The organism is Terribacillus sp. DMT04 (assembly GCF_019056395.1).
In the GTDB taxonomy this organism is placed as follows: Bacteria; Bacillota; Bacilli; order Bacillales; family Amphibacillaceae; genus Terribacillus; species Terribacillus aidingensis_A.
The window spans coordinates 831,932-851,562 of record NZ_CP077639.1 but is presented as its reverse complement, the minus strand read 5'-3'; the positions used below and the strand labels follow the sequence as shown (position 1 = coordinate 851,562).

Here is a 19,631-nt window from a genome sequence, read left to right as displayed (position 1 = left end):
TTATTTTTCCTCCAGTTTCGCTTTTATTCGATCAATCAATTCCATCTTATTGTTCCAGCAAGCAGTACTCAAATCAACCGGATACGCTTCTGGATTATGTGTCCGCTTATATTCATCCCATAGGAAAGTTAAGCTGTGTGTGACATGTTCACGCGTTTCCTCTAAAGAAGGCAAATTGTAAACCAGCTCTCCGTTTTGGAAGATTGGTTTCTGTAATTCTATTGCATCAAAGTCGGTAACAAACTTGCTGATATAGGAGTATGTTGGATGGAACATTTTAAGCCGCTCTTCTTCTTGCGGGTTTTCATCTTTCAGCGCAATATAGTCACCTTCTGATTTTTGATTCATGCGGTTAATAATTCGGTAAACACGTTTCAATCCAGGTGTTGATACTTTCTCTGGGTTCGCACTAATTTTAATTGTATCGACCATCTCGCCATTGTCATCCTCCACGGAAACGATCTTATACACTGCTCCTAATGCTGGCTGATCGTATGCCGTAATCAGTTTTGTTCCAATGCCCCAGTTATCAATCTTCGCCCCTTGTGCTTTTAATGCACCAATGGTTTCTTCATCCAAATCGTTAGATGCGGTGATTTTCGTTTCTGTAAAGCCCGCTTCATCCAACATCGTTCGGGCCCGTTTGGACAGATAAGCTAAGTCACCGCTATCTAAGCGAATAGCGTTAAAGCGTATCTTGTCGCCCATTTCTTTTGCTACTTTAATGGCATTCGGCACGCCTGACTTTAATGTGTCGTACGTATCCACCAGAAATGTACAGTCTACATGACTTTCAGCATACTTTGTAAATGCTTCATATTCGTCGCGGTATGCTTGCACAAGCGAATGTGCATGCGTCCCGGCAACCGGAATGCCAAACTTCTTCCCAGCACGAACATTAGAAGTGGCATGGAAGCCGCCGATATAGGCAGCTCTTGAACCCCAAATGGCTGCATCCATTTCCTGTGCGCGTCTAGAACCAAATTCCATTGCAGTATCTTTCTCATCCAGCACATGCATGATACGAGCAGCTTTCGTAGCAATCAGCGTTTGATAGTTCACGATATTAAGTAAAGCTGTTTCAATCAACTGTGCCTGCGCAAGCGGTGCTTCCACGCGAATGATTGGCTCTGTTCCAAAGACGAGCTCCCCTTCCTGCATACTGTATACATCACCCGTGAAACGAAGATCCCGCAAGTAAGCAATAAAGTCTTTGTCGTATCCAATTTCTGACTCTAAGTAAGCTAAATCTGATGTGGAAAAACGGAATTCCTGCAGATAATTTATCACCCGCTCCAAGCCGGCAAATACAGCGTAGCCATTGCCAAAAGGCTGTTTACGGAAAAATAGCTCAAACACTGCTTTACGATTATGCTTGCCATCTTTCCAATACGTTTGTGCCATGTTGATCTGGTAAAGGTCTGTATGCAGTGCAGTACTGTCATCTTGAAAGTTTGTCATTTGCTTACTCCTCCTTCTATAATCTCTGCTCCTAATACGTTCTTGAAATGATGCAGCGCATATGCATGCCCTTCTTGATGAAAGCTTGCGACTGCATCGGCGTGTACAACCATGCGGAAGCCATAATTGTAAGCATCGACTAGTGTGTGCAACACACAAATATCTGTCGCAACACCAACTACATGTATGTCCTTTATGCCCCGTTCATTTAAACGCTGCAGCAAATCCGTGCCTGCAAACGCGCTGTATCTTGTTTTATCCATATAGTACACGTTTGCTTTGTGTTTCGCTTTGTCATACACAGCTGCCAGCTTGCCATACAAATCACGTCCATCTGTGCCTGCAATATTATGTGGCGGATACAGCTTTGTTTCTGGGTGGTAGGCATCCTCGGCTTCGTGTTTATCGATGGCGAACACAACATAATCACCTGCCTCAATGCATGCAGAGGTAATGGCTGTTAAGCGCTCCTCAATTTTTTGTCCAGGCTCCCCGCAAGTTAGTGCTCCATTGTAAGCAACAAAGTCATTTGTATAATCAATATTAATCAAAGCTTTCATCTTGCATCCCCCTTTGCATTAATGACGAGCTGTATAAATGGATTGTTTTACTTCTGCCTCAATAAAACGATAAAGCTGTGTTGGCAGCTTTGATGTTCGCTGTGTTTTCTGCCCTTCAACCGCTTCGATAAAGGGAAGCGTCTTAATTTTACGAGCAAATGCTTGATCATTTTGAATCGCTTTATCATCTGTTACTGTCAGCAGAACCGCTTGCAGTTCAGAGTACGTAAACAAATCCGGCAGAAATTGCTTTGCTACTGTAGTTTGCAGTAAATCCCGCGTTATATGAGTGATAGCATCTTGGATGATGTTTTTATGATCAAAAGCCAATACCTGCTCACTTAACTCCGCTACAGAGAACAGTTCCACATCCGCTGCATCGTCACTCGCTTTTCTTTCAGATAATCGATATTCCGGAACAATTACATAATGAGCATTGGAGATAATCCAGCCACGCGGATCACGGCCTGGCTGATCATATACCCCAAATTGCTTGAGATGTATTCCAGCTATACCTGCTTCCTCCGCCAGCTCTCTGCTGGCTGCGGTGCAGGCTGTTTCCTCTGGTGTTACAAAACCTCCAGGCAATGCCCATTTGCCGGCTTCGATGTTCGGATTCCCTTCTGTATCTTGTTCTGCTCGCTGAATAAGCATCAGCTTTAAGTTCATTTTTGGCGGCGCGTATGCTTTTGTCTGTTCTGAGGTTATCGTGAACACAGCAATGTCTGACGTGTATCCATCAGGCGTGCGGTAACGGCTGACATCATACCGCGCTTCTGTTTTATTCGACTTCAAACTGTCAATCTCCTTTTAATTAACAATATGTTAAATGTTAATTGTATTGTATGCAAGAAGATCCTCTATTGTCAAGGATAAACAAAAAAGCCTCCTCCTATAAGGAGAAGACTTTACGCTTGCGTTAAAATTAAGTATGTCGCACTGACTGTAATGACGAAAACAACTAGATATAAACAAGCTATGAGCTTCTTTTTGTTCATAAACGCTTCAATTGAAAATAGTAAGAACATAATAGATAAAAGCGGCAGAATGAACTTCGGATTTACTTCATAATCTTTATCAATTAAGCGGTAAACGCCGATTCCGATAATGATAAGCGCGAGCAGTCCATTTATTTTACGTAACATTTGCATTCTCCCTTTCCAGGACGCATGATAGATCATAGACAGTATAACAGGACATTGCTCCTTAATGAATAGAAAGGGGTATGAAACATGCCAACTCATGACGAATGGCAAGTAACCTACAAAGAAACCGCACTCCGGGAAATCCAAAAATACTTCCGTCTCTACGAAATCGGAAATATTTCAGAAGCCGTATTAGAAACAGGATCTGCGCGTGTCGCACAGCAAGCTGACCGGATTGATGATACTGTTTTTGCTTCCCTGCTGGAACAAATCAGCCGCAGCATAGCAAGTAATCATATCCAAGATGTTCGAAATAAATACTATGAACTGGAACAGCTGCCTATTTAGCCAACTTGCTAAAATACGCTGCTGTCTGGTCCAAGTACTTTTGCTGCTTCCCATTCTTTTTTTCCATGCCACCAAACTCAAATAGCTTTACTTTGCGAATGCCTACAAACCGAAACAAAGCTTTTTTCATGAGAACTTGATGCGCATTATGTAAGAAAAAGCGGCTGTAAAAACGCGGTCCTTTCATCGTGGATACGCACACTGCTCGCTTTCCTGCAAGCAGTCCCTCTGGCAGTAAACTGTCATGACGATAAGCAAAATTCGCAGCAAAAACTTGGTCGATAAAGCCAAGCAGCATCGCTGGCGGCCTTCCCCAAAAGATCGGATAAACGAAGACGAGCAAATCTGCTTGCTGGATTTTCTCCCTGTAAATCTCAAGTTCTGGATCTTTGTGCATATCGCGGCGACGCTTGTTTTCGCCGAAGACCAAAACAGGATCAAACTTCTCCGCATACAGATCGAGTGTGTCTATTTCATGGATGGCAGAATTTTGCTGCAGACTCTTTTGCGCTGCCTCGAAAAAAGCGTGGTTTAATGAACGATGATTCGGGTGGGCATAGATAAGTAGCGCTCTCATTTGCTTCAACTCCAATAATTATGATAATAATGCATACGAGAGCAACTAGAAAAAAGTTACAAAAAAAGAATGCATGCGTTGGTCACGCTGCATTCTTTTCTTATGCTGTCAGAAGAATAACTAATATTCCTACGATCTGATAGCCGGCTCCGATAACGCTCGTAGCTAAGCCGCCAATAGCCATTTTTCTCCCTTTTTTTTCTGTTTTCTTGTCATTTCTAATTGTATATAGTGCAAGAATAAACCCTACAATACCAAAGAAAATGCCGTACACAGAAAGAAACAGACTAATGATACCAAATACAAGTGATAGCAAGGATCTATTTTTCATGATAACATCTCCTTGTTCTGTAAGCTTACTTCCATTGTAGACTTTCCCTCTAATTCAATCCAATTTCTTAACTAATCTAAGTGTTTGGAAGTTAGATAAAAGCAAAAAAACCGAACGCGTGCGAAATCTAAAGGAAGATTTCACGTTCGTTCGGTTTTTTAACAAGAATAATCTCGTTTTATTCAGGTGATTCATCTTTTCTTGGCCAAGCATCAATGTTTTTGAGGCCTTCAATGCTATCAGCATAAAATACTGGGTCTTTCCCTGCTTTGCGCTGACGCTTATAGTCGCGTAAAGCTTTAACCGCTGTATTACTCAAGAGGGCAATAACAATTAAGTTCAAGACAGCCATCAAGCCCATGAATAGATCGGCAAGCGTCCAAACAAAGTCAAGGCTGGCAAGTGAACCAAATGCTACCATCGCGACAACAGCTATGCGATAAATGAACAGCCACACTTTACTGCGTTTAATAAACTCGATATTCGATTCGCCGTAATAGTAGTTGCTAATGACGGAACTGAATGCGAATAATAGAACGATAATCGCTAAGAAAATTCCGGCCCATTGCCCAACACCTGACTGAAGCGCTTCCTGTGTCAGGACAATACCATCACTTTCAGTGGACTTATGCATCCCAGAAAGCAGAATAATAAATGCAGTAGAGCTACAGATCATTAATGTATCAACGAACACACCCATCGCTTGAATCAAACCTTGCTTCGCTGGGTGAGAAACAGTAGCAGATGCTGCAGCATTTGGCGCACTACCCATACCCGCTTCGTTGGAATAAAGTCCGCGTTTAATCCCTTGCATCATCGCAGCACCTAGTGCACCAGCACCAATTTGTTTTATTCCATCCCATGCATCAGAAAAAATAAGTGCAATAACATTCGGTAATTCTGTAATATTCATAATCATAATAACTAGTGCGATTAGAATATAAGCACCAGCCATTACTGGAACAATTACTTCAGATAATCTTGCAACTAATTTAACACCGCCGAAGATTATAACAGCGGTAATGACGCATAAAATAACTGTCATGATATTCTTATCTAATCCAAATGAACTTTCAAAAGCATTCGTAATTGTATTCGCCTGAACCGAGTTGAAAGCCAAACCAAATGTGATTGTAATAAGAACAGCAAAAATAATACCTAACCAGCGTGCACGTAAGGCTTTTTGCATATAATAAGCCGGTCCGCCTCGGAATGTGGAGCCGTCTTTTGTTTTATAAATCTGCGCAAGTGTACTTTCTACAAATGCAGAAGCAGAACCAATCAAAGCAATAAGCCACATCCAGAAAACCGCTCCCGGTCCACCAGCAGTAATTGCTAGTGCAACTCCAGCCAAGTTACCTGTACCTACCCTAGCTGCTGTACTGATACAAAAAGCCTGAAAAGAGCTTACGCCTGTCTTTCTGCCTTGCCCGCTTTCCCCTAAAAGACGTATCATTTCCGGAATCATGCGGAACTGCACAAATCCTAATCGAATAGTAAAATAGATTCCTAGACCAATTAATAGAATAATAAGTAGACTTGACCATAGTAGATCACTAGAAGTTGTCACGATTTTTGTAATTCCATCACCAATCGTGTGCATCATATCATTAAAACCCTGCATATCGAACCTCCATCTTTAGCATACATATACAATCTAATGTAACATTATCTAACATGGTACGCAATGTTTATTACTTCCAAAGAGCGGTACCTTTCGTGCTATACTAGGAAGTACTTAGACAAGGTGGTAATAAAAATGAAACGTTCCAAAGAAAAGAAACCGTTCCGTTATCCTTTGGCATTCACCGTCGGTATTATCGCAGCAATACTGTTTGGCATCGCTTTTCAAAGTCCGTCCTTCGGTATATTTATGGGCTTGTTACTTGGTATTGTGTTCGGATCCATGCCAAAAGGGAGAAATAAGGAGGATTCGTAATAATCACCCTCAGACGTTATGAGGCAGCCGACTTGGACAGCGTTATTGTTTTGCTTCACAAGGAAGGCTGGCATGCGCTCGCAGCTGATTCAAATCAAATAAATAGTCCAAATGATACATTTTATAATAAAATGTTTGTCTAGCTGTGTGCTGGGAATACATTACTAACTCAACAAGAGGAGGTAATGAAAATGGCACAAGAAGATCGCGCACAACAAGCTGCGGAAAATCTATCTCAAGAAGATAAGAACGAAATTCTGAACAATTTCCAGAACTTCCAAGATTATTTAGGAAACAAAGTAAAACAAGGTGAACGTCTTGGTTTAAGTGAAGATGCCATGACGAAAGCTGCCCAACGCGTTGCTGATTATCTGGCAGACAAAGAAGAGCCTCGCAACCGTGAGGAATACTTGCTCAAACAGCTATGGCTGGTAGCAGATGAAGAAAATAAAAAGCCGCTTGCGAATACACTCGTCAAGCTTGCTGATCAAACAAATTAACAGAAAGAGCGGATCTCTCAGCAGATCCGCTCTTTTATTTGTATTCGTATATAGGGTCTTTCTTCTCGCTGCTAATTTGACAGGACAGTCCGTTCGTTTCAATGCTGATTGTTCCGCCTTTAGCTGTGCTGTAAAGAATCGCTCCGGCCTGCCGAAGGTTTTGCACCACTTCTTTGGTTGGGTGACCCAATTGATTATCTATTCCATAGGACACGACTGCATAATCAGGTTTTACTTTCTCCAAAAAGTCCAATGTATTGCTCGTCCGAGATCCATGATGTGCCACTTTATACACTTCTGACTCCACCTCAAAAGTACGCCCCATGTTCTCTTCCTGTTCCGCTTCTGCATCGCTCATGAGCAAAAAATCGACCGTTCGATAAGTAAGGCGAAGTACCGTCGACGCTTGATTATTCGACGCATCCAAATGGTTGGCATTTAGCACTTGGATAGAAAGCAGCGGATCCAGTGTCACATACGTTCCTTCTTCTGCGATTGTCACCGGTATGTTTTTCTTTTCTAATAGCTCTGTATAACGCTGGTACGTTTTCGTAGTATATAACTTCCCGCTATCAAGTACATTCTTCACTTCTATTTCCTCTAGCACAGGCAGCAATCCGCCAATATGATCAATATCCGGATGCGTTGCTACTAACAGATCCAGCTTTTCCACACCTCTGTTGCGAAGCTCGGTCATAACTTTCTCCCCTGCCTCCCGATCTCCCCCATCAATTAAAATCGTATAATGAGATGGTGTTTCAATCAGTATGCTGTCCCCTTGACCAACATCGAGAAAATGCACGCGCAATTTCCCAGCTTCTTCTGTATGGGAAAAGATATAATCCCATACACCTGACCCACTCTCCGCCGCCACATTCACTGGGGTAATGCCGCCAAGCAGCAAGACTAAACAGATAATCCGTAAGCAATACTTCATTGCGTTCCGCCCCCTTTCCCATAGGATGCAGTCCGCTTTGCTTTCGTATGCATGCTGATTAATCTCCTAATTTTAACAAACTGCCGAAAATGCTATACTAAAATCAGATGAAAGGAGCGACATAGTATGTTTACACATCGTATTGATTCAGCTACTTATTTAAAGCTATTGGAAGTTCAGGAAAGCGAGAAGCTTTTTCAGCTGATTGACAGCTCTCGTGAGCATTTGCGCAATTGGCTTCCCTGGGTGGATAAGAACACAACGGTTGAGGACAGCAGACAATTTATCCAGCATACGTTAGACCAGTTTGCTGCCGGCAATGGTTTTAATGCTGGCATTTGGTATCAAGGCGCTTTAGCAGGGGTTATCGGTTTTCATAAGATTGATTGGCAAAATAGCACCACCAGTATCGGTTACTGGCTGGGTGAAGATTATACAGGGAATGGCTTGATGCAAAAAGCGGTCAGTAAATGTCTCGATTATGCTTTTCTCGAGCTGCGGCTTAATCGTGTAGAAATTCGTTCGGCTATTGGGAATGTGCGCAGCCGAAAAATTCCCGAAAAACTTGGCTTTACGCTCGAAGGGACGATTCGCCAAGCAGAGAAACTCGTTTATGGCTATGTGAACCATAATGTGTACGGTATGTTGCTGGAAGAGTGGGAAGCAAAAGAAAACAGCAGTATAAATGATGATGAGACCTACGAATAGAAAGTTTATTTCAAATTAATTACAAATTCTTCTCATATGTTTATTCTCTTCGTGTGCCGGTAATATACACACTAAGGAGATGAGAGAACAATGAAGAAGAAAATGCATATTGTATCATCAACGGATGACAACTACGCGCAACATTTGGGTGTAACACTAAGTTCGTTACTTGAAAACACAGCGACTCCCGAGGATTTTGTTATTTCAGTTATTGACGGAGGAATAAGTGAGCAGAAAAAACAACTGCTGAAAGATACAGCAGTGGCCTACGATACCCCGCTTCATTTTCTAGAAGTTGACTTGAACGCATACGATGGTGCGATTGCAAGCCGTCATATTTCCAAAGCAGCTTATTACCGTATCTCCATTCCTGAAATGATGGATCAGTCTATCGAACGGACGCTGTATGTTGATTGCGATATGCTGGTTTTTGAAGATGTGAAAAAACTATTTGAGATCGACTTGGAAGGTAACATTGTTGCAGCTGTTAGTGATTATGGTGAGCACAATCGATTACCGAAAATGGGAATTACAAGCGAAGATCGCTACTTTAACTCTGGTCTGCTTTTGATTGATATGCAGGCATGGCGAGATCATAACATGACAGATAAAGTACTGACATTTATAGATGAAAATCCAGACAAACTAGCTTGGCATGATCAAGATGCACTCAATGCGCTCCTTTGGGATAAGTGGCTTATTCTGCACCCTAAATGGAATGCTCAAGCACATGTTACGTTAAAAGAATACAAAGCAAAATCAGTTGAAGAAGAACGTACATTGCGTACGGTGAGGGAGCATCCAGCTATCGTCCACTTTACCGGAGCTGATAAACCTTGGCAGAAAGGCTGTACACACCCTTATACGGATGCTTATTATGCATACTTAGCCAAAACACCTTTCTCGCCTAAATCCAGTAATTCATTAAGTGTATAAACGCAGTGTAAAACCGGAGTTAAGATAACTCCGGTTTTTTCTATATACTCGTTTCCTGTGATACACTAGTTCAAAAGGAGGTGCTTTCCCTGAAAGCTAGACGCAGGCTATATGCTGTGCTGCTGCCGCTTGGCATTCTCATCGCAGTCTTGTTCGTATTCCGTTCATATTTCTACTTTCCGAGTACTGTTTATGGTGAATCAATGGCACCGACACTGGAAGATCAGAACAAGATTATCATCAGCAGAATCGGAGATATCAAACGTTTCGATGAAATTGTCTTTCGTGCTCCTAATGAAGAAGCAAGTTATGTGAAGCGTGTCATTGGAATTCCGGGAGATACAATTGAGTACAGAAATGACGTTCTTTATGTTAATGGCAAGAAGTATGCAGAGCCCTACTTGAATGAAATGAAAAACGGAATGCAGGGTGATACTCTATTCACGAATAATTTTAAACTTCGTGACGTCATTGGGGAAGATACAATTCCTGATGGTTACCTGTTCGTCATGGGAGACAATCGCAGAAATAGTAAAGACAGCAGGATGTTTGGCCTTATCCCACAAAGCTCCGTCATCGGGGAAGTGAAATTTCGCTATTACCCTATCCCGCAAATCGGATTGACCAATTAAATAAGTTGAGTTGACGAACAGTGCAGGCAAATGCACTGTTTTTTGCATTCTCCAAAATTTGGTTGACATCGTTAAGAGTTTAGTTATATAGTTAGTTACATAAGTAATGAACCAATTACCCCTCACCAAAAGAAAGGAGCGCCAGGATGCTTGATGATGCAAAACCAATCTTTCTCCAGATTAAAGAACAACTCGAAGACGCCATTCTCAACGGGTCCATTGCTATCGGTGAGCGAGTACCATCAACCAATGAATTTGCCCAGCATTACAAAATAAATCCAGCAACCGCAGGTAAAGGTATTAATCAGCTTGTAGACGAAGGTATATTATTTAAGAAAAGAGGCGTAGGTATGTTTGTTACAGAACCAGCCCAGGAGATTCTTTTAGAAAAACGAAAGCAACAGTTCTTTGATGCCTATATTATCCCGCTGAAACAAGAAGCATCGAAACTGCATATTGCCCGAGAAGAAATTATTCGCATGCTCAAAGAGGAGGAACAGTGATGACAATAGTCGCGGATAACCTTACAAAAGTGTATAAAACAGCGACAGCTTTAAAAGAGATTGACTTGCGAATTACGGAACCGAAGATTTACGGTCTGCTCGGGCGAAATGGCGCTGGTAAATCTACCTTCATGCAGCTGCTGGCTGGTTTCGACAAACCAACCCAAGGTAATTTACTCGTCAACGGTATGAAGCCTTTTGATAATCAAGCTGTTACAGAGAACATCTGTTTAATCAAAGAAGCGGATAACTTCAAGAAAGATTTGACCATCGAGCAAACCTTAAAGATTGCATCTATGTTTTATATAAATTGGGATAAACAATTAGCCGGCGACCTGCTGCAACGTTTCGATTTAGACAAAAAGCGCCGAATAAAAAATCTTTCAAAAGGAATGGAATCTGCACTTGGCATTATCGTCGGTCTGGCCAGCAATGCATCTGTCACTATGCTAGATGAACCCTACATCGGACTAGACGCAGCATCTCGCGCTTATTTTTACGAAGTACTGCTCGAAGAATTCCAACGCAACCCCCGTATCATCATTCTTTCCACACATCTCATAGACGAAGTCAGCAACTTGTTTGAGGAAGTAATTATTTTCAATAAAGGCACTATCCTGCTTCGAAAAAATGCCGAAGAGCTCCGATCTGAAAGCTATTGTATTTCAGGACCAGCAGCACAGGTCAAAGCCTTTGCTGCTGGCAGAGACATTATTAAGGAGAAAAGCTTTGCCGGCACAACACAAGTTTATCTGCTGTCCCCTAACAAACCCGATTTAACTGATGATTTAGCTCTCTCTGGAGTGCCGCTGCAGGATATGATGGTTCATCTAACAGAAAAAAGAGGTGTGCGTGTATGAATAAACAAACGCAAGCTTTATTGTATTTTTTCGCTGTTGACAGCAGACGTACTGTTACGATTTTCTTTTCAATCCTGCTATTCTGTATCGCCGTATTATCCGTACTTTCGGTTATTGTAATAGACGTTATGTATATTAGCATCACGGGACCCGCTTATGTCTTTATGGCAATCTTTGGCTTTCGAACAATTCAAGAGAGCCTGCCCTTCGCTATTAAAAGAGGCGCAACACGAAGAAACTATCATGCAGCCGTAGGTCTTTTCATCTTACTGATTAGCTTTGTAATGACAGTTCTCCTGGCCGCAATCCAGTTGGCGCTTTATGCAGTGCTTCAAGCAGTCAATGTGACGAATATCCACATCCTTCGTCCATTTGCATCAAACACAGAGCTGAAAAATATCCTTTACAGCTTACCGCTCGATTTTGGTTTCTTGCTGCTTTTCTTTGCTGCCGGTCTGTTACTTGGAATTATCGTCTATAAATTTGGTTTTCTTGGAGGTTCCATTCTTGGCGGTGGGTTTTTGATTGGAATTACGCTGGCACTAACTAGCCGAGACAAACTCATCAATTTTCTGACATGGGTGCAAGACTTGGATTTACTTCCAGCTTTCGGCATATTGTTCTTAATTGCCTCCATTTGTTATAGCATCAGCTGGTTCTTCATCCGCACCAGTACCTCTATCGGTGAGCGCGCTGCATAAAAAAAAGACTCACGCCCAAAAAGCGTGAGTCTCTTCTCATTTATTTACTTGCTACTGTAAGTTGATCTTCAACCAAGTCTACTACCATACTGCTTATATTTTCTTCTTCAAGGATAAAATCAGTAATCTTATCTTCTACTTCACTTTGGATAACCCGGCGTAATGGGCGAGCACCAAATCGTGGATCATAGCCTTTTTTCGCTAAGAAGAGTTTTGCAGCTTCTGTTACTTCAAGCTGATAGCCTTCATCTTTCATATTGGCAGCCAAGTCACCAATCATAAGCTCGACAATTTGTACGAGGTCTTCCTCTTTTAATTCATCAAAGCTAATAATAGAATCAAAACGGTTTAGGAATTCTGGTTTAAAGTAAGCGCCAAGCTTCTCCATAACAGATACCGCTTCGTTGCTTGAATTTGTAAAGCCGACAGAATTCTGTTTATCTCCTGTACCAGCATTACTTGTCATGATAATGACAGTATCTTTAAAGCTGACTTTCCGGCCTTGGCTATCCGTCAAGTGACCATCTTCCATGATTTGCAAGAACATATGCTGTACATCTGGGTGTGCTTTTTCTATTTCATCCAAAAGCACGATTGTATAAGGGTTACGACGTACACGCTCTGTGAGCTGACCTGCTTCTTCATGCCCTACATATCCAGGAGGAGAACCAATTAGTTTCGCCACAGAATGACGCTCCATGTACTCACTCATATCTAACCGAATAAACGATTCGCGCGTTCCGAACATCTCTTCTGCCAACGCTCGGGTAAGCTCTGTTTTACCTACCCCAGTCGGACCTACAAAGAGGAAAGAACCAATCGGGCGCTGTTTGGATTTCAATCCAGCACGGCTGCGCCGAATTGCTTTAGCCACTCGTTCAACCGCCTGCTGCTGACCAATTACTTTGCTGGACAAATTGGCAGCCAAGTTTTTCATTTTGTTTTGTTCTTCAGATTGAATCTTTGTTACAGGAATACCTGTTTTTTCTTCTACAATCTGCTGGATGACTTCAACTGTCACTTTGCCTTTTTCTTCATCCTTCGGCTCTTCCAGCTTGTGTTCGAGCTGAATCTCTTCCTGACGAAGATACGCGGCACGTTCATAATCCTCACGCGCTGCTGCTTCTTCCTTCTCTTTAGAGATTTGCGCAAGACGCGTTTGGATAGCGTCTTCATCGGTTGTTACTGTTAGTAAGTTAATGCGAGAGCCTGCTTCATCAAGCAAGTCAATTGCTTTATCCGGCAAGAAACGATCTTGGATATAACGCTGAGACAAGTTGACGCTGGCAATAATTGCATCTTCACTGTAAGCAACTTGATGGTACGCTTCGTATTTTTCTTGCAACCCTTTTAGAATCTCGATCGCCTGCTCTGTTGTTGGTTCTTTGACCATAACTGGCTGGAAGCGGCGTTCAAGCGCTGCGTCTTTCTCTATTTGACGGTACTCTTTTAATGTTGTAGCACCTATCAACTGGAGTTCACCGCGAGCAAGTGCAGGTTTCAAAATATTCCCTGCATCCATTTGCGAGCTTTCAGCAGTACCAGCACCTACTAACAAATGGATTTCGTCAACGAACAGAATGACGTTTTTACGCTGCTGCAATTCAGAAATAAGCTGTTTCATTTTTTCTTCAAACTGTCCGCGCATCCCTGTGTTAGCAACGAGCGATGCAACGTCAAGCAAGTAAATCTCTTTGTTTTGCAGCTTCACAGGGACATTACCTTCGATGATTTGCAGAGCTAGTCCTTCTGCTATAGCTGTTTTACCTACCCCTGGTTCCCCGATTAGAACTGGGTTATTTTTATTGCGTCGGTTTAGTGTTTCAATGACGCGTTTCACTTCTTGTTCACGACCAATAACCGGATCAATCAGACCCGCTCGCGCACCGTCTGTTACGTTTTTGCCAAGTGAATCAAGCAATCCACCGCGACCATTACCGCCTGCTTGTGCTTGCTGATTTCCGCCAGCTTGAGAACCGGACTGCGATCCTCCGAACATATTTTTAAAGAAATCATCCATTGTTCCGCCATTAGAAGCGAAACCAGCTGGGTTTTTAGATGTATTTTTTATTTCATTATAGCAAGTATGGCAGAGCTGTAATTGCTGTTTTTGGTTATTGAATTGCATTAACAAGTTTACATTTGCTTCTCGTTCACCACAATGTTGACATTTCATATTACAATTACCTCCCCAATTAGGTTAAATCTTTTATTTGGCCAAGCGTCAATTTGACTTTGACTATCTTTGACCTTGTAAATCTATTATAGTCTGACCTTCTTTGACTTTCAAGTCTTTTGCATTACTTTTTTATAATTATTTTAGATAAGCAGTTAGATATGGACATAACTAATTTATAGCAGAATGTTGACAGCATCTACTTTCACCGTATTCACTATTTTCATTAGAAATAAACCTAAACAAAAAAGGCTGCCGAGATTTACTCGACAGCCTGCACTGCTATATAGCGCAGTTTTTATTTATTTCGCGTTTCGTCTTTCATTGTTGCGAAGTTCCACTCGTCTGATCTTACCAGAAGAAGTTTTCGGCAAATCTTTGACGAATTCAATTTTTCGTGGGTACTTGTATGGTGCAGTTGTATTTTTTACATGTGTTTGCAACTCTTTCACAAGACCAGGCTTGTTCTCGTCAACACCTTCGCGCAGAATGATAAATGCTTTGACGACATTCCCGCGAATCTCATCTGGGCTTGCTACGACAGCACATTCTGCAACAGCAGGGTGCTTCACTAAAGCGTCTTCTACTTCGAACGGTCCAATTGTATATCCAGAGCTGATGATAATATCATCGCTGCGTCCTTCAAACCAGAAGTAGCCGTCTTCATCAATCGATGCTTGATCACCTGTAACGAAATAGCCATTGCGTTCCGCTGCTGCTCGGCGTTCTGGCTCACGGAAATAAGTTTTGAACAAAGCAGGACTATCGAGCTTCAAAGCGATATCGCCGACTTCACCTGTTTTGACTTTGTTGCCATCTTCATCAATGACAACTACTTCATTTCCTGGAGTCGGTTTACCCATAGAGCCTGGTCTTGGCTCCATGCCTTTCATAATACCTAAGAGCAATGTGCTCTCTGTCTGACCATACCCATCACGCACAATAATGTTAAAGTGCTTTTGGAATACGTCGATTACTTCTCTATTCAATGGTTCACCAGCAGAAACCGCACTATGCAGCTCATTTAAATTATAGCTGCCAAGATCCGTCACTTTCGCCATGAGACGATACTCGGTCGGCGTGCAGCAAAGCACATTGATTTTATAGTCCTCTAATAAAGAAAGATACGTTTTCGCATCAAAACGTCCCATATAAACGAAGCCAGTTGCTCCCGTTCCTAATACGGAAAGGAAAGGACTCCATACCCATTTCTGCCAGCCTGGTGCAGCTGTTGCCCATACGATATCTCCTTCAGAAGCAGATAGCCAATTTTCAGCAGCTGTGCGCAAATGCGCATATCCCCAGCCATGTGTATGCACGACCGCTTTTGGATTACCTGTTGTTCCGCTCGTATAAGACAGCAATGCTAAGTCGTCTCTCGTAGTTTGTACTGTTTCCAATTCAGCTGACGCTGTTTCTTTTAATGATTCAAGATTATGCCAGCCCGCAGCAGGACCGCCGATAGCGAGCTTAATCAAGCTATCTTGATTCTCAATAGCTTCAAACTGCTCTGCGAACGCGTGATAGCTAATAATGCTTTTCACCTTTCCGTGATCAATACGGTATTGCAGGTCCTTTGTTTTCAGCATTTCGGAGCTAGGAATGATTACAAGTCCGAGCTTCAATGCTGCAGCGTAGATGTGATACGCTTCTACGACACGTGGTACCATAACAAGAATCGCATCGCCTTTTTCCAAGCCCAGCTGTTTCAGAACATTACCGGTGCGGTTTACATCCTGAAATAACGTTTTATACGTTACTTCCTTATTATTTCCCGCTTCATCCATCCAAATAAGCGCCTTCCGTTCTTCATCTGTAACGAAACGCTCCATTTCATTCACGATGTTGTACTGTTCTGGTGCAATCAAATCTTTTCTTTCCATACTTACGCCTCCTAAATGGCTGCCTGTTTTAACTAATGCACCTATTATAGCAGACGAGGGCGTGAGTTCCCACTAATAATTGTTACCAAATTATAAAACTTGATATTAGTATCAGGTCTCAATACTCCTCCAAAGGGTTACAGCCGCGTAACTGCGGTATGGAGCCCATCTTTCTCCTCGTTCATATATACTTGCTGGTGTTGGTTTTTCAGGCAAATCTTCATAAAACTTCAACGCCTTTTGTATTCCGATATCAGCAGCTGGTAATAAGTCTGGACGCCCTAACCCAGAGAGCATCCAGTTCTGAGCAGACCAGCTCCCCAGACCGCGAATTTTTGTCAGTTCTGCTGCAATTGTCGCATTTGATTCAGTTGATAATAATTCAAGATCCAGCTTCCCTTCTGCAATAAGACGACTTGTATCAATTACATACTCCGCTTTTCGCTGGGAAAACTGCATGCTGCGTAAGTCTTCATATGATAAGGAAGCAACTCTTTCCGGCGACGGATAAAACCTGACACCTTCCTCATACGTTCCATACGCTTCTACAAAACGATTAGTAAGTGTATAAGCGAATTTCAAATTCAATTGCTGATGAATGATTGTCTTCATTAAACAATAATAGAGGTTTGTATCTTTTACGATTGGTGTACCTGCGTGCGCGAAAAAAAGCTGTTCCAAATCTGATTCAACAAAATGGGCGGCAACCTCCGCCAAATCTCTGTCCCATTGCAGCCAGTTTTGCACCCAATCGATAATCTCTTCACTTTTGGCTGTATCTGCAGAAGACACCCGCACAGCAGGCGCTGTAATCGGTCCACTGAATTGCAACAGAACCATATGTCGTGATCCATCTTCTAAAACAACCGGAAGCTTTATAAGATGTTCATCCGCGTCAACAACATTTAATGCATCCATTTTCCATCTTTTCATTAAATAATGATAATCGTATGTATGCTTTCCGATAAGGTCTTTTTCCCACAAAAATAGCCTCTCCTATCCCGCTTGATTTATAACAAATTCAATTGTATCCGCATAACTTGTGGCAACTTGTCTTGGAAGTAGGAACTTGGTGGTAAGCTGATGTATGAATGTATCGCATACTAATGAGTCCTATATATGGTTGAAGTATACACTTTTTCATTAGAAGTTAGAAAAGATGCGATTGTGTTTATCGGATCAATAGTCACAGAAGTAGTGTCGAGCGAACATAAATAAAAGCTGATCCCCTGAACGGATCAGCTTAAAATTGCGTAACAGCTTTTGGCAGGATATCCTGCTTCACTAAGTCGTCAAGTGTACGGAAGGAATAACCTTGCTTTTTAAGTTCAATGATTAATTTCTCCAGAGCTACAGCATTGTCTTCAGAAACGCTATGCAGCAGCACGACTGCTCCTGGATGCATTTGCGTTATTACTTGCTCATACGCATGCTGCCAGCCTTTTTGCTCGCCCGTCTTCCAATCGGCATAAGCAAGCGACCAAAATACATTGGTGTAGCCCATGTCTTCCGACCACTTCAGAGAACGCGCACTGAAAGTACCGCGAGGCGCCCGGAGATAATGCATCTCATCCTGTTCCGTTAAGTCTGCTACCGCAGTCTCCAGCATGTCGAGCTCCTTCTGCATTTTCTCTTTGGAAACCTTGGTTAAGTCAGGATGATGATAAGAGTGATTGCCAATAATATGACCTTCATCCACCATTCGTTTGACCAATTCTGGCGCAGAATCTACATAGTGACCAGTTATGAAAAAGGCAGCTGGTACTTCATGCTTTTGAAGCACGTCCAAGATGTCATCTGTGTAGCCTTGTTCATAACCATTATCAAACGTAATATAAACTGTTTTATCTCCAGAAGCATCCAAATAATAGCTATGGTATTTATCCAACAGCTGTTGATACTTCCCTATTTCCGGGATGCTGCCATTCTTACTTTTTACAAATCCCCATCCGTAGCTGACAGAGCTTTCAGCTGCTGTATATGTTGGTGCACCCAGCAGCATGACGAGAATTAACATAATTGATTTATATCGCATTTGTCACACGCTCCTTACTCCTAGCGTGCGCTAATCAGAAGGCAAGTATGCGACGTAAAAAATAGCAAAGGGCCTGGGACAGAACAATATTAATTCATCCTAAAAGTGAACGAGGACTAATCCATACTTTTCAAAGCAGCCCTCTGATGGCTGCTGCTTTCCAGCTTTAGCTGTTATCGCCAGACAAGAATGTTTTTTGAAGTAGACTCCCGAGGAAAGCGGAGTGTATTTCCGAAGCGATGCTCTCCCCTTCATTTCCAATGCAAAAAATCCAAACAATGCAATATTGTTTGGATTTTTATATAGCTTAAACAGTTATGTCCCAGCCTCTTACTTGAATCTATTCTCCATGTCGTCAAGCATCCGGAGCATTTCGTCAATCTCATCTAGAGATGTCTGTTCCGGTTCAATATTGTCAAGATAGTCCATGAATGCAGCGAGCCGCTGCTTCAAGTCATCTACTTTATGCGTTGGAATTGTCAAGGCTAAAACTCCTTTAACGTATCGTCTGTTTATCATGCAGTGTATACATCATTATAGCATACCCGTACATTTTATTGAACGTTGAAGGTGAAGGATAGATGATCTTGAATTGGAATCCATGCACCAATTCCCTGTTTTGTAACATTTTTAATAATAATTCGTTTCTTAGACCCTTTTAATTCCACATACACTTCACCAAACGTGATCGTCCCCTTTTCATTGACAGCAGGTGCATAAGCAGTAAGAATGCCCGCTTTATTCAATGGAACACCGTATTCATTCTCTTTATTTGTTCCTTTTCCTATGACTGTCTGGAACGATAACGGAAGCTTGGTATTCTTTTGTGCTTGTTGCAGCATCATGAGCTTGATATCTTTTGGATTGTCAATTTCGGCTGTCAGACCGCCTTTTACATAGCGTTCTTCCTGCTGCTCGTAATTCATTTGCTTAGCAGATTCGCCGCCTGCATTGCTCACTTGATTGGAATTCACTTTTTGATATTGCCAATTGATATTTGTTTCTTCAGACGTATATTCCAGCGGCCAGTGCCCCATAAATATCATACCTCGGTAGCCGATAGCCAATGGTGATGGTTTCAGAGAAGATTCATTCAGTATTCGAATAAGCTCTGGATTTTGAATTGCAATGTTGCTTTCTTCTGTCAGTTCTTTTACTAGCTCACTTGGCTCCAAAACAATTTGATCTTTATTCGAATTCGGATAGGTATTTTCTTTGGAGATATTTAAAACGTGGTTCGGAATTTCAGTAATATCCTTCTTTTGTACATTATCTGCCTTTCCTGTGGCTGAAAAAGAAAGTGTCAGCATGAGCAGTGCCATCATTGCAATTAAGATTCTCGTGAATTTCATAAAGAAAAGCCCCTGCCTTTCAGATTTTTTCCTAGTATCTGAAGACA

23 protein-coding genes are annotated in these 19,631 nt (G+C 42.0%); 9 read left to right on the top strand and 14 right to left on the bottom strand.

The genetic code is table 11. The annotated features are described in order from the left end of the window. From KS242_RS04580 to KS242_RS04565, 4 genes are all read right to left on the bottom strand, one after another. On the bottom strand, positions 1–1,461 hold the full coding sequence (locus tag KS242_RS04580) for a nicotinate phosphoribosyltransferase (RefSeq protein ID WP_217323223.1): 1,461 nt from the start codon (positions 1,459–1,461) through the stop codon (positions 1–3). Further along, the gene (locus KS242_RS04575; RefSeq protein ID WP_217323222.1) at positions 1,458–2,021 is read right to left on the bottom strand and encodes a cysteine hydrolase family protein; all 564 of its coding nucleotides are present in this window, start codon (positions 2,019–2,021) and stop codon (positions 1,458–1,460) included. Before KS242_RS04575 ends, KS242_RS04580 begins: the two co-directional genes overlap by 4 nt. An 18-nt stretch (positions 2,022–2,039) precedes the next feature. Further along, positions 2,040–2,816, bottom strand: coding sequence for an NUDIX hydrolase (locus tag KS242_RS04570; protein ID WP_217323221.1), 777 nt, complete (start codon positions 2,814–2,816; stop codon positions 2,040–2,042). 113 nt (positions 2,817–2,929) lie between these two features. Next, positions 2,930–3,166, bottom strand: coding sequence for a DUF3953 domain-containing protein (locus KS242_RS04565; protein WP_217323220.1), 237 nt, complete (start codon positions 3,164–3,166; stop codon positions 2,930–2,932). Positions 3,167–3,253: 87 nt separating this feature from the next. On the opposite strand from KS242_RS04565, the gene KS242_RS04560 reads away from it, so the two are divergent. Next, positions 3,254–3,514, top strand: a complete 261-nt coding sequence (locus KS242_RS04560) for a hypothetical protein (RefSeq protein WP_217323219.1) — start codon at positions 3,254–3,256, stop codon at positions 3,512–3,514. On the opposite strand, the gene KS242_RS04555 is transcribed toward KS242_RS04560, so the two are convergent. The 3 genes from KS242_RS04555 to KS242_RS04545 form a co-directional block, all read right to left on the bottom strand. Continuing rightward, positions 3,507–4,091 carry an NAD(P)H-dependent oxidoreductase gene (locus KS242_RS04555; RefSeq protein WP_217323218.1) on the bottom strand — a complete coding sequence of 195 codons (585 nt, stop codon included), beginning with the start codon at positions 4,089–4,091 and terminating at the stop codon, positions 3,507–3,509. The genes KS242_RS04560 and KS242_RS04555 overlap by 8 nt on opposite strands. A 100-nt stretch (positions 4,092–4,191) precedes the next feature. After that, a complete protein-coding gene (locus tag KS242_RS04550; protein WP_217323217.1) occupies positions 4,192–4,422 on the bottom strand; it encodes a DUF4190 domain-containing protein in 231 nt (76 codons plus the stop codon). Positions 4,423–4,600: 178 nt separating this feature from the next. Next, positions 4,601–6,046, bottom strand: coding sequence for an alanine/glycine:cation symporter family protein (locus KS242_RS04545; RefSeq protein ID WP_371747598.1), 1,446 nt, complete (start codon positions 6,044–6,046; stop codon positions 4,601–4,603). A gap of 135 nt (positions 6,047–6,181) precedes the next feature. Here KS242_RS04545 and KS242_RS04540 point away from each other — a divergent pair, with 135 nt between their 5' ends. Both KS242_RS04540 and KS242_RS04535 read left to right on the top strand, forming a co-directional pair. Next, positions 6,182–6,361, top strand: a complete 180-nt coding sequence (locus tag KS242_RS04540) for a hypothetical protein (RefSeq protein WP_217323216.1) — start codon at positions 6,182–6,184, stop codon at positions 6,359–6,361. 191 nt (positions 6,362–6,552) lie between these two features. Beyond that, complete coding sequence (locus tag KS242_RS04535) at positions 6,553–6,861, top strand: DUF3243 domain-containing protein (RefSeq protein WP_254391813.1); 309 nt, start codon at positions 6,553–6,555, stop codon at positions 6,859–6,861. Positions 6,862–6,895: 34 nt separating this feature from the next. Here the strand turns inward: KS242_RS04535 and KS242_RS04530 are convergent, their stop codons facing one another. After that, on the bottom strand, positions 6,896–7,798 hold the full coding sequence (locus tag KS242_RS04530) for a ComEC/Rec2 family competence protein (RefSeq protein WP_217323214.1): 903 nt from the start codon (positions 7,796–7,798) through the stop codon (positions 6,896–6,898). A 126-nt stretch (positions 7,799–7,924) separates the two neighbouring features. Here KS242_RS04530 and KS242_RS04525 point away from each other — a divergent pair, with 126 nt between their 5' ends. The 6 genes from KS242_RS04525 to KS242_RS04500 all read left to right on the top strand — a co-directional run bounded on the left by KS242_RS04525 (position 7,925) and on the right by KS242_RS04500 (position 12,138). Then, the gene (locus KS242_RS04525; protein WP_217323213.1) at positions 7,925–8,506 is read left to right on the top strand and encodes a GNAT family N-acetyltransferase; all 582 of its coding nucleotides are present in this window, start codon (positions 7,925–7,927) and stop codon (positions 8,504–8,506) included. Between the two features lie 90 nt (positions 8,507–8,596). Then, positions 8,597–9,442, top strand: coding sequence for a glycosyltransferase family 8 protein (locus tag KS242_RS04520; RefSeq protein WP_217323212.1), 846 nt, complete (start codon positions 8,597–8,599; stop codon positions 9,440–9,442). Positions 9,443–9,558: 116 nt separating this feature from the next. Beyond that, the gene (gene lepB, locus KS242_RS04515) at positions 9,559–10,074 is read left to right on the top strand and encodes a signal peptidase I (RefSeq protein WP_254391812.1); all 516 of its coding nucleotides are present in this window, start codon (positions 9,559–9,561) and stop codon (positions 10,072–10,074) included. 146 nt (positions 10,075–10,220) lie between these two features. Next, positions 10,221–10,577 (top strand): GntR family transcriptional regulator, encoded by a 357-nt coding sequence (locus tag KS242_RS04510; RefSeq protein ID WP_217323211.1) that lies wholly within the window; start codon positions 10,221–10,223, stop codon positions 10,575–10,577. Further along, a complete protein-coding gene (locus KS242_RS04505; RefSeq protein WP_217323210.1) occupies positions 10,577–11,437 on the top strand; it encodes an ABC transporter ATP-binding protein in 861 nt (286 codons plus the stop codon). The genes KS242_RS04510 and KS242_RS04505 overlap by 1 nt, the downstream gene beginning before the upstream one ends. Next, a complete protein-coding gene (locus KS242_RS04500) occupies positions 11,434–12,138 on the top strand; it encodes a hypothetical protein (protein WP_217323209.1) in 705 nt (234 codons plus the stop codon). The genes KS242_RS04505 and KS242_RS04500 overlap by 4 nt, the downstream gene beginning before the upstream one ends. A gap of 40 nt (positions 12,139–12,178) precedes the next feature. Here KS242_RS04500 and KS242_RS04495 read toward each other — a convergent pair whose 3' ends face one another. The 6 genes from KS242_RS04495 to KS242_RS04470 all read right to left on the bottom strand — a co-directional run bounded on the left by KS242_RS04495 (position 12,179) and on the right by KS242_RS04470 (position 19,584). Then, complete coding sequence (locus KS242_RS04495) at positions 12,179–14,314, bottom strand: ATP-dependent Clp protease ATP-binding subunit (RefSeq protein WP_217323208.1); 2,136 nt, start codon at positions 14,312–14,314, stop codon at positions 12,179–12,181. Positions 14,315–14,616: 302 nt separating this feature from the next. Next, positions 14,617–16,197 (bottom strand): acyl-CoA synthetase MbcS, encoded by a 1,581-nt coding sequence (gene mbcS, locus KS242_RS04490; RefSeq protein ID WP_217323207.1) that lies wholly within the window; start codon positions 16,195–16,197, stop codon positions 14,617–14,619. A gap of 111 nt (positions 16,198–16,308) precedes the next feature. Beyond that, positions 16,309–17,181, bottom strand: coding sequence for a DNA-3-methyladenine glycosylase family protein (locus KS242_RS04485; protein WP_254391811.1), 873 nt, complete (start codon positions 17,179–17,181; stop codon positions 16,309–16,311). A 259-nt stretch (positions 17,182–17,440) separates the two neighbouring features. Then, the gene (gene pdaA / locus KS242_RS04480) at positions 17,441–18,232 is read right to left on the bottom strand and encodes a delta-lactam-biosynthetic de-N-acetylase (protein ID WP_217323206.1); all 792 of its coding nucleotides are present in this window, start codon (positions 18,230–18,232) and stop codon (positions 17,441–17,443) included. Positions 18,233–18,562: 330 nt separating this feature from the next. After that, positions 18,563–18,715, bottom strand: a complete 153-nt coding sequence (locus KS242_RS04475; RefSeq protein WP_254391810.1) for an SE1561 family protein — start codon at positions 18,713–18,715, stop codon at positions 18,563–18,565. Positions 18,716–18,786: 71 nt separating this feature from the next. Further along, entirely contained in the window at positions 18,787–19,584 is a 798-nt protein-coding gene (locus KS242_RS04470; protein WP_217323204.1) for a YfkD famly protein, read from the bottom strand. Between the last annotated feature and the right edge of the window lie 47 nt (positions 19,585–19,631).